Raw genomic sequence first — 13,592 nt, forward strand, 5'->3', positions numbered from 1 at the left:
ACATGAAGATTGGAAGACGCGTAAAACAGACGGCTGCTCTTGCCTTGGCTGCTGCATTCCTATTTGGCGGCACAGGGCATGTGTCAGCGAAACAGAAAGATAACTCAGGAATAAACGAGACTTATGGGATTTCACATCTCACACGTTACAATATGAGCAAAATACCTGATCAACAGAAGAATGAACGTTTTCAAGTGCCGAAATTCGACGCTTCAACGATAAAAAATCTGCCGTCAGCGATTGGCAAAGATAAAGACGGAAACAAAATTGACCTGGATGTTTGGGACAGCTGGCCGCTGCAGAATGCGGACGGAACTGTGGCAAATTACAAAGGCTACAATATTGTTTTTGCACTCGCCGGTGATCCGAAAGTCAGCAGTGACACGTTCATCTATCTGTTCTATCAAAAGAAAGGCGACACATCGATTGACAGCTGGAAGAATGCAGGACGCGTATTCAAAGCGGATGACCATCTGAAAGCAAATGATCCGATCCTGAAAAATCAGGCAGAAGAATGGTCCGGTTCAGCAACGCTGACCTCCGACGGCAAGGTTCGCTTATTTTACACCGACCGCCATCCGTGGGATCCGGATAAAAAGCTTTATGGTAAACAGACGTTGACGACCGCTCAAATCAACCTTTCTCAGCCGGATGCGGATTCATTGAAGGTTGACGGCATTGAAGATTTGAAATCTATTTTTGATGGCGACGGCAAGTACTATCAGAACGTTGACCAATCCTTTAATGTAGACGGAGACAACCATACTTTCCGTGATCCGCACTATGTTGAAGACAATGGACACAAGTATCTCGTATTTGAAGCGAACACCGGCACTGATGTTGGTTACCAAGGCGATGATCAATTTGACAACCGCGCATTCTATGGCGGTGACAACGAATTCTTCCAGAAGGAAAGACAAGCACTGCTTGACAGCCCTAAGAAAAAGCTTGCCTCTCTTGCGAACGGAGCATTGGGTATCATCGAACTGAACGACGACTACACCTTGAAGAAAGTTATGAAGCCATTACTTGCATCGAATACAGTTACTGATGAGATTGAACGGGCAAACGTATTTAAAATGAATGGAAAATGGTACCTGTTCACCGACTCTCGAGGAGCGAAGATGACGATTGACGGCATCGGAGACAAAGATGTCTACATGCTCGGCTTTGTGTCTGATTCTCTGACTGGGGAATACCGTCCGTTGAATGACACTGGCCTAGTACTGCAAATGGATTTGAACCAAAATGATGTGACCTGGTCATACTCCCACTTCGCTGTTCCGCAGCAACATGGGAACAAGGTAGTCATTACAAGTTACATGACCAACAGAGGGACATTTAATGACCATCATTCCACCTTTGCGCCGAGCTTCCAAGTGAAGCTTAATGGTTCAAAATCATCGGTTATAAAGGACAGCATTCTGGAACAAGGTCAGTTGACGGTTGGAGATTAATTACTGAATTGGTTTATAAATAGGAAGAACTGTAGAAAATGTCGTATATAGGCGACATTTTCTTTTTTTTTCGTGAAAATGTGCGAAAATGAAAAGGCATTTTCGATTGGCAGAATGTTGGGGGTTTTGGATGTGCATTGGCATTTAAAAAAGAAATTATTTGTGAGCACCAGCTTAGTTATTCTAGGCTTGCTTGTTCTGATCATAGCACTATTGTTTTATAGGTATTTCAATCCAAAGGAGAAACCAGTGGTGAAAAAGCCGGTACTTACTTACAGGTCGGTCTATCATTTTACTGTGCCGGACAAATGGATGAACGATCCGCAGCGGCCACTTTATTTTGACGGCAAGTACCACTACTATTACTTGTATAACCGTGATTATCCAAAAGGGAACGGTACGGAATGGCGCCAAGCGACATCCAAGGATTTGATCCACTGGCAGGATGCGGGTGTGGCCATTCCAAAATATACGAACAAAAACGGAGACATTTGGACCGGGTCGGCGGTGATTGATTCAGAAAACAGCGCCGGTTTTGGCAAAGGCGCTTTGGTCGCGATTATGACCCAGCCGCCGGCAAATGGCGGACAGGAGCAGTATCTTTGGTACAGCACGAATCACGGAAAAACGTTTAAAGCATATGGAGAAAATTCGGTTTTGCCCAATCCCGGTGTGAAGGACTTCAGAGACCCTAAGGTGATTTGGGACAGCCAGCGCCATAAATGGGTACTTTTGCTCGCCGAAGGAACGAAAATCGGATTTTATGAATCGGAAAATCTGAAAAACTGGCGCTATACAGGTGGTTTTTTTACACAAAATATCGGGATCGTCGAATGCCCGGATTTATTCCAATTGCGTGCTGATGACGGGACGGTAAAATGGGTGCTTGGCACAAGCGCGAATGGTAAGGCTGCCGCGCTGCCAAATACCTATGCTTATTGGACCGGCGATTATAATGGGAAAGAATTTGTCGCAGATCAGGATACACCGCAATGGCTGGATCACGGGTTCGACTGGTATGCGGCTGTGACATTCGAAAATGAACCGGCTGCCGACAAGCTTTCTTCGCGTTACGCGATCGGTTGGTTGAACAATTGGGATTATCCGAACAACACGCCGACAATGAAAGAAAATTTTAATGGTGTGAACTCGATTGTCCGCCAGATCAGGCTAATCAAGCGGAACGGGCAATACAGTCTTGCTTCGCAGCCTGTTGATACGTTGAACAAGCTTACCAAATCACCGGAGCACTTGAAAACGGTTCGAGTAAACGGTACTCAAAAGCTTGGCGTACATGGAACTGCTTATCAACTTGACGCTGATCTTACTTTGCAGGATGCACAGAATGCCGGGTTCAGGCTACGCGAATCCAAAGATGACCAACGTCATATAGACGTTGGCGTTGTTGCGAATGAAGGCTATCTCTACGTTAATCGTGCGTTTACCGGACAACCGGATCAAAGCATGAAGTATGTGGAAAGCAGGGTGCCTCTTGCCAGTGGCCAAAAAAATGTTCATCTGAAAATTTTGGTGGACCATACAAGTATTGAAGTTTTTGTTGATGACGGCCGAAACGTTTTTTCTGATGAAGTATTCCCGCGTTTAAAAGATGACGGCATCAGCTTATATTCCGATGGAGGAACAACCGTTTTCAAAAATATGGTGATCAAGACCTTTCGTTCGATTCACTAAAGCTCCAAGATAAAACGAATAAGTGAAAAATTAAAACGAATGAGGAAAAAGTAAAAGCTAACAGAGTGAGAGTTAAAACGAATACAAAGAAAGTTAAAACCAATGCTCGAAGTTAAAACAAAAAAATGAAAAGTGAAATCCAAAAATGAAACACCAAAAAGTAGAAACTAAATAAGAAAAAATCGTAACTAATCTAAGTGAAGTAGTAACAAAAACCAAAAGTGGTAACGAAACACCAAAAAGTTGTAACTAAATAAGAAAAAATCGTAACTAATCCAAGTGAAGTCGTAACAAAAACCAAAAGTAGTAACAAAACCTGAAAAGTACGCCTGGAACCCTACAAAAAAAGAGCTGTGAGCAATCCGCCCACAGCTCTTTTCCTCATTCGAATCATTCAAACACATTGATAACGCTTTTGAATAGGTCTTTGTTCTGCTGAATTTTGCTTTCGTTACCGAGCACGCACACGAGTCCTTGGTCTGTAACTGCTTTTAACAGCTTGGCGAATTCGTGAATGTCAGCGAGTGTTGTTGCCAGTACATTGTCACGCGTTTCTTGAATATCGGCTTGTGTAATCTTTTTAAAGTACTGGGCGTCCGCCATGCTACCCTTGCTTCTTGGGGTCAGTGGCGTATCAAGATCGGACAGGGTTCCGATAATGTATTTCGTCATTTCGAAATCATCGGCGTCGAAGGATTCGGCGAATTTAGCCGATTCATCATAGATCGTCAAGGTTTCCTTCAGGTTCGGGTCACGATACGACCAGAAAATGATGTTTCCAGCCGATTCGAGCGCAATGCCGCATCCGTAAGCGCCGCCCATCACGCGCACCTGATTCCACAAATAATCGAGCGACAGAATCTTTTTCAAAACCTGAAGCTTGCCACTATAGGAGAAGCCAAGCGATTTGAAGTTTGCACCTTTGGCCGCGTATTGAACCTTGCTCGAGGTCATCAGGCCTTCATTTTTCGAAGTCGGTTCAGGCAGCTTCTCCGTACTTGTTTCACGGGAAGCAGCTTGCGTCTGCAGATCCAGCTGATTAAACTGGCCTTGAACCGCGCTGAAAATCGACGCGTCTCCGGTAATGCTGGCCACAAGCTGATCCTTGCTGAACAGTTGTTTCGCCAGATCGGATAGGGTACCGGTCAGTTGATCGAAACGATCATCCCAATTTTTGTCGAGATCAGAAATAAACTGGTAAAAATCAAGACCTCTCAGTTTCTCGCTATAGGCGGCTGCCTGAGAAAAATAGGAGCCTAGCCGGCGGACAACGACCGATTGACCGTTCTGATTAAAAGCCATTTCCACCCGAGATTTGATTTCTTTGACAATCTCTCGGATTCGCGATGCATCGTCAAATTTGCTATGGTAGAGGATCTCATGGATCAGCGCGAACGCTTGTGGCAATTTCTCTGTAAGAACTTTAGTTTTCACTGAGAATTTCGGTGCATAAGCGTCGTCATCTGATTTATCGCCATAGGTCTGGTTATCAAAATCGATACCGCCGGTTTGAATATTGATTTCGCTGACGAGATCCGAGTACGGATATTTTTCCGTGTCGACTTTGCCGAGGATTTCCTGTAAAAGCGACAGGCAGGAGATCTGATCGACCGAGACATTGGATGCATCAAAGTACAGGCTGACATAAGCGATTTTATTGGTTTCAAGATCATGCTGAAGTGTTTTGATTCCTTCAATAGAGACTTCCTTCAGAGGGAGCTCTTCCGCTTTCTTCTCTACGTCATCAAGCGAAAGCATCGGGATCTTGCGCAGATCTTCAGGCTTGTCGGCACTGGACTGCCGTTCTTTCAACTGTTTTGTTTCTTCGATGATTTGCTGCAGGCCATCTGCGTTCAGATTTTTCTTAACGTCCGCAAGCTTGGCTTCGACTTGCTTGGCTTCTTTATCCGCAATGGTTTTCGAAGGGGCAATCGTCACAAACGTTTGGTGATTGCTGTTCAGCAAGTATTTTTCAATCAGCGCTTCAAAATAATTTGAAGTCAGCGCTTGTTTGATTTTAGTCAGTGTGCCTTCGAATTTCAGGTGGATGGTCGGATCCTCATCATAGAGCCAGCTGTCCATTGCCATAATGCTGTAGATCAGACCTTTTGGCATGGAGCCGTAATCAGCCTCGCGCAGCTGGAATTCTTTCACAGTGATGGCAGCTTCGATTTGTTTTTTATCGAGTCCATCTTTGACCAGTTTCTTGAGCGTGTCGACAACGACTTTTTTGAAGTCCTCTTTCTGGTTCTCGTTTGCGTTCTTAACATTTACTGAGAAAAACGGTTGAAGAATGCTGTTGTCGTAAGCGCCGAACACGTCCTGACCGATGCCTGCGTCGAGAATCGCTTTTTTCAGCGGCGCCGCCGGGCTATCGAGGAGCAGATAGTCCAGAATGTCGAAAGCAAGATACGTTTCCGGATCGGTAGATGTTGATACCGCAAAGTTCATGCTCAGGTAGGTTTTATCGTTCAGATCTGAATCGGGCAGAACAGGATATTCTTTGATCACTTCATTAATCTTGCCAATCGGCTTTTGCACAGCGATGGCAGAGTCGACATCGATACGGTCATAGCTGCTTAGATATGCTTGATCCAAATAAGCAAGTTTTTCTTCAATATCCATGTTCCCGTAGAGGTAGATATAACTGTTGGCGGGACTGTAATACTTTTTATGGCACTGTTCGAAATAGTCTTGGGTTAGGTCGGGGATGTAGAGCGGATCGCCGCCGGACTCATATCCGTAGCTCGTGTCGGGAAATAGTGAGTTCTGGTTGGCGCGCATCAGCAAACCTTCCGGCGAAGAGAACGCACCTTTCATTTCGTTATACACGACACCTTTGTAATTGATCGGATCCTCAGCGTTTTCCAGTTCGTAATGCCAACCTTCCTGCTGAAGAATTTCCTTGTATTTATAAATATTCGGATGGAAAACGGCATCGAGATAGACATCCATCAGGTTTTTAAAATCCTTGTCATTTTTACTGGCAACCGGATACATCGTTTTGTCACTGAATGTGAATGCATTTAGAAAAGTATTCAGTGAACCCTTGAGTAATTCAACAAATGGTTCTTTGACGGGGTATTTGTCGGAGCCGCAAAGGACGGAATGCTCAAGAATGTGAAAAACGCCGGTGTTATTTTCCGGAGGTGTGCGGAAACTGATCGAGAAGACCTTGTTGTCGTCATCGTTTTTCAGAAACAATAATCTCGCACCGCTTTTCTCATGCTCGAACACGTATGCTTCTGAGTGAATGTCTTGAATCGTGTCGGTATGGAGAAGTCGAAAACCGTGGCATAACTTGTTTTGAATGAGTGTTTCCATTAAGTAACCTCCTAATCAAACGTGTTTCATTCCCGAGAAAACGGCACCATGCTAATCGGAAAATGGCAACACCTTTATTATACAGTATTATTTAGAAAAAAATGCCTTTGACAAACCGTACTTTCTTGATCTCACGCCTTTGTTTAAAATGTACAGTAAGGGTTTATTTCATACCAAAAAGAGTTATGAGAATATGAGTAGCGATTATAAAATGGACGAGGTGAGCGGATATGGTATATGAATTGAAGACAAAAGAAAACGAGAACAGCGTCATTGAATTCATTGAATCGGTGGAAAGTCCCAAAAAAAGGGAAGACGCATATCGTTTACTCGATCTTTTTACGGCAGTGACCAGTTATCCGGCAAAAATGTGGGGACCAAGCATTATCGGTTTCGGCTCTTATCATTATAAATATGCCTCCGGCCATGAAGGCGATGCACCGCTCACCGGGTTTTCACCGCGTAAAGCGAAAATCAGCCTGTATTTATCTATGGAGGAAGGAACATACAAACGGTTGGCGGCCAATTTCGGCAAACACACAAGAGGTAAAGCATGTATTTACGTGAATAAAGTCGCTGATATAGATGTCGAGGTGCTGAAAGAAATGATCAAGCAATCCGTCAACTTTTCGAAAAAAATGGGTCAATCATAACAAGGTCTGGGGCGGGGGGAATAAGGCATATGGTAACTCAATTAAAGGAAGCATTTTTACACGGTGATTTGATTCAGCTTGTGCCAACAAATGAGGAAGATCTGGACTTCGTAAAAATGGCGGAGCAGGCGCCTGAAAATGCGCAGTTTGTCGGCGACTGGCCTCGTGAGCAGCATCGCGCTGCCTTGTCTGATCCAGATATTCTTCATTTTACCGTGTTCAACACCAGCCATAAACGTGCGGGTTATGTGATTTTGACAGGTGTGTCCGGCAGCGATCACAATATTAATCTCAGGCGTCTTGTTGTCACACAAAAAGGGACAGGGTATGGTACTGAAGTGTTGCACCTTGTGAAACGGGTGTGTTTTGAATCACTGGATGCTCATCGTCTTTGGCTGGATGTCGTCGATGACAATACTAAGGCTCAGCATATATACAAGAAAGCAGGTTTTGTTTGTGAGGGCGTAATGCGAGAATGTATGCGTTATCCGGACAAGTATAAATCGCTGATTATTATGTCAATTCTCAGTCAGGAATACGATTTAGTGAAATAGGTGAACGTCATCCGATTTTTGAAAAAAACTTTTTGCGGCACTTTTCATGGATGGGTACTTTTTAGTACCTATAGCACATTAATGTGCGTACTTCCGAAAAAAGGATCCATAGATTAAACTGAATATGAATCATGATTGTGAAATAAGGAGGGACTCATTTTGTCACTTACAAGTTTGCAAGATACAGTTACTTTAAATAATAGCGTTGAGATGCCATGGCTAGGCTTAGGCGTCTTCAGAGTGGAAGATGATGCGATTGCAGCGGATTCCGTGAAAGCCGCAATCAAAGCCGGCTATCGACTGATCGACACAGCAGCGATTTACCAGAATGAAAAAGGTGTCGGCCAGGGCATTAAGGAAGTACTCGCAGAAACAGGTCTTTCCAGGGAAGATTTGTTCATCACGTCCAAAGTATGGAACGCGGATCAAGGATATGACACAACGATCGCAGCTTATCAAGCGAGCTTGGACAAGCTCGGTCTTGACTACCTAGATCTCTATCTGATCCATTGGCCGGTCGAAGGAAAATACAAAGATACTTGGAAAGCCTTGGAGTACCTGTACAAAGAAGGTAAAATCCGTTCAATCGGCGTCAGCAATTTTCAGATCCATCATCTAGAAGATTTGTTGAAGGATGCTGAGGTGATTCCGGTTGTTAATCAGGTAGAACGTCACCCGCGCCTGACCCAAGAACCACTGAAAAAATTCAGCGAAGCACACGGCATTCGCTTGGAAGCATGGGCACCACTTATGGTTGGCGGTCTTTTTGATAATGAAACAGTTGTCCGGATTGCCGAAAAGCATCAAAAGACGCCGGCACAGATTATCCTTCGCTGGCACATCCAAGATGGCGTCATCGTCATTCCGAAATCAACGAAAGAAAAACGTATTATTGAAAACGGCGACGTGTTTGACTTTGAACTATCTGCCGAAGATATGGCAGCGATCAGCGCATTAAACCAGGATCACCGCACAGGTCCAGATCCCGATAATTTTGATTTTTAATAAGATAAAAACAATGCCGGTTCCCCATGGAGGGAGCCGGCATTGTTTTTTTACGAAGTGAAACACGATCGGGCTATGAAAAAAGTTAGACCGATCCCATTGAAAGTTACACCGAAATCCGAAAAACGGAACCGAAAGTAAGAAAAACCATAATTAGCGGAAACAGAAGAGGAGCAACTTTCCCTCAACCTTTAGAAGAAAAAGTTGGGTCGATTTTCAAAATGTATTAGTTCCTATTCCGATATTTGGATACAACTTTGAAACAATTAGTTACCACTTTCTCGGAATTGGTTACAACTTTTTGAGTGTTGGTTACTGCCCGGGATTTTCGATCTTTTCAATAACTAGTTCACCTGTCTCAAATCCTTTTACTCCTGCTTTGTTTATCACGAAACCATTTTGATACATTTCAGCACTACAACAGCTTGCAAATGGATTAATTTTGACTCAAGAACTGGAGCAAAGCTTTGTTAAATTCATCTGACTGGTCAACTGGTGAGCCATGTCCGCTATTATAAAGAGGATAAAGTGCGGAGCCTGAGATTTGGCTTTGTGTTAACTGGCCGCTTGCAAAAGGAATGATCTGATCATGGACACCGTGAATCACCAAGGTCGGAACGTTGATTTTGCTTAAATCTTTGGTGACATTTTCTCGTGCGAGTTCCTGCAGTATTTTAATCGTCGAATAGGACGCAGCTTCAAGGGAAAGCGATACGAACCAATTGAGTATACCGGGACCAAGATTTCGATTGAAGAACATCAATGCGAGATCTTCAAGAAATTTGGGGCGATTCACGTAAATTTGGTTAAGCATTGCGTTAACCTGTTCCATCGGCACCCCGTAAGGAGAGTCTGCCTGTCGAACAAGCGAAGGTGATGCTGCATCGGCGAGCACAAGCTTTGAGACATGCCTGCCGTTGTAACGCGCCATATAACGAATCGAAGTTGCTCCCCCTACCGAAAAACCGAGCAAAGTCACATTTTCAAGCTGAAGTGCCTGCAAAACTGTATAAAGGTCATCAGCCAGACGGTCATATGCATAGCTTCCCCATGGTTTATCAGACATACCGAATCCGCGAAGATCGATGCCGATGCAGCGGTATCCATGTTCCGGAAGAACATTGGTTTGGTATTCGAACATTTTATGATTTAAAGGCCAACCATGCACGAAAACAATGGGTTTAGAATCTGGGCCGGGATTCACGTCATGAACAAAAATTCGGACATCTTTTTCCACTTCAACGTACACGATCAGTCCCCCTGTTCATCAGTCAACTGCTCATTTCGATATATGAGCACAGGATCGGTATTATGTGTATTATTGGTCTCAAAAGGGATGGTACAAGAGACAAATATCGATGGGAGATCACTGAAAAATAACTGTTCAAGTTTCCTTAATGCATGTACACTTTTTGACAGAGCTGGTATTCGAACGCTTAGAGGTGAAAACATGCTTCCTTATAAAAAAATACATATTATCGGTTCTGTCGGCAGCGGGAAAACGACGTTGGCGCGTAAGCTATCCTCTGAATGGGGCATTCCGGCTTTCGAGTTGGATAACGTGGTTTGGGAAAGGCACCCGGATGGCGATCGACGCCGAACTCCGGCAGAACGTGATGCTTATCTTGCGAGAATTATAGAAAAAGAGGCGTGGATTGTAGAAGGCGCTCATTACCATGCGTGGGTAGACCCCGTAATGCGACAAGCAGATTTGATCATCTTTTTGGATACGCCATCCTTTGTCCGCAAATACAGGATCGTTAAACGTTTTATCCGCCAAATGATCGGCTATGAAAAAGCGAACTATGAACCATCATTCGAGATGTTGCTGGACATGTTCCGGTGGACTGCGCAGTTTAATCGTGAGGGTCGACAGAAAATCGTGCAAGGGCTTAGGCGCTTCTCAGATAAAGTTCTGATTCTGAAAAATACGAATGAGATGCAAAAGAAATTCAATTTTCACAGGCAGAGGCGATGAACAGGTCTCTGCTCTTTTTAATAAAATCAGTTGCCAATAAGTGGAACTCTTGATAATATGGTTAAAAGTAATTAATTAAATATATTTAATTAAATTAATTTAAATAATATATTGGAGGTGCACAGTGCTTCAGGAAAAATTGGCGATCATCGCTAATTACATGTGGAAACAATCCATTGTTGCGTTGAATCAAACGCTATCAGAGACAGAAATCCGTCATTTCAATATGAACGATTATTATTATTTGACTGTGATTGATCAGATGGAAAATCCAAAGCTTGGCCAGCTGGCGGACGAGCTCCGATTAACAAAACCGGCTATATCAGCAATTGTCAAACGATTAATGAAGAATGACCTAATTGAAAAAACGCAATCGGAAGAGGACAAACGCATTTTCCATTTAAAGGTCACTGAAAAAGGACAGAAAATCATTGAAGGCGATTATAAGTCGTTTAAAGATCTGTCAGAATTGCTCGAGCATACGGTTTCTCAAGAACAGCTCAACGTCTTGAATCAAGTACTTGATCAAGTTGTGGACCAATTGAAAGAGAACAATGCAGAGGAGTGATCTAAATAGGCAGAATGAAATGGTTTTTCTACGTCACTGATGTTGGTTTTTTGCTTTATTGGCTCATTACCTTGCTGCATGTGATCCCGGAGTCAATGCTATTTAAGGATTATCATAATCCGCTGCTCGTTTCCTGGAATTGGTCGTTTCTGCCGCTCGATTTATTCATATCGTTTACCGGATTAATGGCACTCTATTTTTACCGAAAAGGGAAGGACACGTGGCGGAATTTTTCGCTTATATCGCTTGTGTTGACTTTTTGTTCGGGATTACAGGCGATCGCCTTTTGGGCCATTCGATTCGATTTTGATTGGATTTGGTGGGTGTTTAACCTGTATCTAATGATCTATCCGCTGTTTTTTCTCCCCAAGTTGCTTATACAATCCAAACTGGCGAGGTGATTCAAGTGAGCTGGCTCTATCTCGGGTTGGCGATTATGTTTGAAGTCTATGGAACAGTGTTGATGAAATATTCGAAAGGATTATCGAATCTATCGCTTGATGTATTGATGATGCTTTCTTACATAATCAGTCTTAGTATGCTTCCACTTGCGCTGAAAAAGATTGAGATTGGAACTGCCTATGCAGTCTGGTCGGGTATGGGCATCGTGTTCATTGTGACTATTGGCGTTATCTTTTTCAAAGAGTCGCTTTCGTTACAGAAAATCGTGTTTATCGCGTTCATTGTGATCGGCGCAATAGGCTTGAATTTAGTAGGCGAAGCACATTAAATAAGCAGGGGATCAGGACTTTCGGGGTATTGTGCCTGCTCTATTTCATCAATCACATATAATTGTGAATATTTTCTTGCTATAATTAGAGAATTAAAACTTAGGAGGAACAAACATGCAAAAAGTACAACTCTTCTTTTCAAACCGGGAAGTAGGAGGGTGCACGCTCTAACAATCGCTGTACGTTCTCCTGCTTCTCCTAATTAAACCTATACTTTAATTAGAAAGCGGGAAACGGAAACATGACTATTGCTTCATATAATATTCGTTTATTATTTTGGTCCGACTTTTTCGGCACCATGAATTTCTTGCAGCCGGTTTTGACGCTGTTCTATCTACAGCGCGGCTTGAACGCTCAGGATATTTTTATTGTGCTGTTCTGCTGGAGCGCCGCTGTGCTGGTCGGCGAAATTCCGACCGGCGTGTATGCGGATCGCTTTGGTCCGAAATGTTCATTCATTACCGGTGCTATCTTCAGGATTGCCAGTATCGCTCTGCTGATTTTTGCATCAGAACCATGGATGTTTTTCCTTTACAGCTTTATCAATGGATTTTCCGCAACTTTTTATTCAGGGGCTGATGAGGCATTTATCTATGAATCTCTGAAAGAAAGCCATCAGGAAAATCAAATGGATCGAGCGATGGGTAAAATCCAATCCGGCAGCTTTATCGCCATGATCGTCTCGGTGTTATTCGGGGCTTACGTAGCGAAAGATTTGACCACATCACAGTTTGATCTGCTGATTATGCTCACGATTATTTTTCAAATAGCTGAGCTGGTTCTGACGCTATTCTTGAGGAAACCAAAAAGATCCGCCGAACCGTTCGAGAATCCATTTCGCCAGATCAAGGAAGGCTTTCTTGTCATCCGTCGGAAACCGCTGCTGCTCTTGATGTTTCTGAATGTGACACTGGTGTTCATTCCGGTCGGCGCAGTCTTTAAAAATTTTGACCAGCCATTTCTGACCCACGCCGGTGTTCCGGTAAGCGCGATCGGCTTTTTCTATGCCGGAGCAGCCGTGCTTGGCTTCTTCGCCTCGCGATCCATCGGCTGGTTGAGCAGTCATTATTCGCGAATTGCATTGATGTTCGTGACCGGTGCGTTATCGGTTGCAGGTTTGGTGCTGGCTGCGTATGCCGGCTCGGGATTGTGGCTGGCGATCGGCGTCTTTATTTTGCTACGGATCGTTCAAGTGATCCGTTACCCGATCTATTCGCAGATCAGTAATGATTACATTCCGTCGTCAGTTCGAGCGACGACAATTTCACTACTGTCTATTGTGGATTCTTGCTGTGATTTGGCCGTTTTTCTCACACTGTCATTTGTTGCAGCCGGAAATTCGATGCATCCGATTTTTCTCGGCGCCGCGGGTATTGCGCTAGTCGGCATGCTGCTGCCGATCCGTCCGTTAAATGAATAAAATGAGAGAAGAACCAGGTGCAAGCCTGGTTCTTTTTCCAACCAACGAGTGAAAAGTGAAAACGAATTTCGAAAGTTAATCAAATGAGTGAAAAGTTAAAGCGAACCAAGAAAAAGTGAAAACCAACGAGCGAAAAGTGAAAACGAATCTCGAAAGTTAAAGCTAATGAATGAAAAGTTAAAACGAACCAAGAAAAAGTGAAAACTAAAA

12 protein-coding genes are annotated in these 13,592 nt (G+C 43.6%); 10 read left to right on the forward strand and 2 right to left on the reverse strand.

All coding sequences use genetic code 11. From position 1 onward, the window contains the following. Positions 1-2 precede the first annotated feature (2 nt). Positions 3-1,457 carry a glycoside hydrolase family 68 protein gene (locus tag P343_RS24465; protein WP_023509401.1) on the forward strand — a complete coding sequence of 485 codons (1,455 nt, stop codon included), beginning with the start codon at positions 3-5 and terminating at the stop codon, positions 1,455-1,457. Between the two features lie 132 nt (positions 1,458-1,589). Further along, positions 1,590-3,149, forward strand: a complete 1,560-nt coding sequence (locus P343_RS24470; protein ID WP_023509402.1) for a glycoside hydrolase family 32 protein — start codon at positions 1,590-1,592, stop codon at positions 3,147-3,149. A 390-nt stretch (positions 3,150-3,539) separates the two neighbouring features. Here P343_RS24470 and P343_RS24475 read toward each other — a convergent pair whose 3' ends face one another. Continuing rightward, the gene (locus P343_RS24475) at positions 3,540-6,473 is read right to left on the reverse strand and encodes an insulinase family protein (RefSeq protein ID WP_023509403.1); all 2,934 of its coding nucleotides are present in this window, start codon (positions 6,471-6,473) and stop codon (positions 3,540-3,542) included. A 230-nt stretch (positions 6,474-6,703) separates the two neighbouring features. Here P343_RS24475 and P343_RS24480 point away from each other — a divergent pair, with 230 nt between their 5' ends. The 3 genes from P343_RS24480 to P343_RS24490 all read left to right on the forward strand — a co-directional run bounded on the left by P343_RS24480 (position 6,704) and on the right by P343_RS24490 (position 8,685). After that, positions 6,704-7,126, forward strand: a complete 423-nt coding sequence (locus P343_RS24480; protein WP_023509404.1) for a DUF1801 domain-containing protein — start codon at positions 6,704-6,706, stop codon at positions 7,124-7,126. A gap of 29 nt (positions 7,127-7,155) precedes the next feature. Continuing rightward, positions 7,156-7,680 carry a GNAT family N-acetyltransferase gene (locus P343_RS24485; RefSeq protein WP_023509405.1) on the forward strand — a complete coding sequence of 175 codons (525 nt, stop codon included), beginning with the start codon at positions 7,156-7,158 and terminating at the stop codon, positions 7,678-7,680. Between the two features lie 210 nt (positions 7,681-7,890). Continuing rightward, positions 7,891-8,685: an aldo/keto reductase gene (locus P343_RS24490; protein WP_051384726.1), complete on the forward strand. Its 795-nt coding sequence runs from the start codon at positions 7,891-7,893 to the stop codon at positions 8,683-8,685. Between the two features lie 436 nt (positions 8,686-9,121). On the opposite strand, the gene P343_RS0118590 is transcribed toward P343_RS24490, so the two are convergent. Further along, complete coding sequence (locus P343_RS0118590; protein ID WP_031263696.1) at positions 9,122-9,934, reverse strand: alpha/beta fold hydrolase; 813 nt, start codon at positions 9,932-9,934, stop codon at positions 9,122-9,124. Positions 9,935-10,135: 201 nt separating this feature from the next. On the opposite strand from P343_RS0118590, the gene P343_RS24495 reads away from it, so the two are divergent. The 5 genes from P343_RS24495 (at position 10,136) to P343_RS24515 (ending at position 13,382) form a co-directional block, all read left to right on the forward strand. Further along, complete coding sequence (locus tag P343_RS24495) at positions 10,136-10,663, forward strand: P-loop NTPase family protein (protein WP_023509407.1); 528 nt, start codon at positions 10,136-10,138, stop codon at positions 10,661-10,663. Between the two features lie 124 nt (positions 10,664-10,787). Continuing rightward, complete coding sequence (locus P343_RS24500; RefSeq protein WP_023509408.1) at positions 10,788-11,231, forward strand: MarR family winged helix-turn-helix transcriptional regulator; 444 nt, start codon at positions 10,788-10,790, stop codon at positions 11,229-11,231. A gap of 5 nt (positions 11,232-11,236) precedes the next feature. Beyond that, a complete protein-coding gene (locus P343_RS24505) occupies positions 11,237-11,632 on the forward strand; it encodes a DUF5360 family protein (protein ID WP_031263697.1) in 396 nt (131 codons plus the stop codon). Between the two features lie 5 nt (positions 11,633-11,637). Continuing rightward, the gene (locus P343_RS24510) at positions 11,638-11,961 is read left to right on the forward strand and encodes a DMT family transporter (protein ID WP_023509410.1); all 324 of its coding nucleotides are present in this window, start codon (positions 11,638-11,640) and stop codon (positions 11,959-11,961) included. A 242-nt stretch (positions 11,962-12,203) separates the two neighbouring features. Beyond that, a complete protein-coding gene (locus P343_RS24515; RefSeq protein ID WP_023509411.1) occupies positions 12,204-13,382 on the forward strand; it encodes an MFS transporter in 1,179 nt (392 codons plus the stop codon). Positions 13,383-13,592: the final 210 nt, after the last annotated feature.

The sequence above is a fragment of the Sporolactobacillus laevolacticus DSM 442 genome (assembly GCF_000497245.1).
GTDB classification, from domain to species: Bacteria; Bacillota; Bacilli; order Bacillales; family Sporolactobacillaceae; genus Sporolactobacillus; species Sporolactobacillus laevolacticus.

Bases quoted from the DNA above. Each gene is read 5' to 3' on its own strand.
- P343_RS24465 (WP_023509401.1), top strand. From the start codon at position 3: ATGAAGATTGGAAGACGCGTAAAACAGACGGCTGCTCTTGCCTTGGCT.
- P343_RS24475 (WP_023509403.1), bottom strand. From the start codon at position 6,473: ATGGAAACACTCATTCAAAACAAGTTATGCCACGGTTTTCGACTTCTC.
- P343_RS24480 (WP_023509404.1), top strand. From the start codon at position 6,704: ATGGTATATGAATTGAAGACAAAAGAAAACGAGAACAGCGTCATTGAA.
- P343_RS24485 (WP_023509405.1), top strand. From the start codon at position 7,156: ATGGTAACTCAATTAAAGGAAGCATTTTTACACGGTGATTTGATTCAG.
- P343_RS24490 (WP_051384726.1), top strand. From the start codon at position 7,891: ATGCCATGGCTAGGCTTAGGCGTCTTCAGAGTGGAAGATGATGCGATT.
- P343_RS24495 (WP_023509407.1), top strand. From the start codon at position 10,136: ATGCTTCCTTATAAAAAAATACATATTATCGGTTCTGTCGGCAGCGGG.
- P343_RS24515 (WP_023509411.1), top strand. From the start codon at position 12,204: ATGACTATTGCTTCATATAATATTCGTTTATTATTTTGGTCCGACTTT.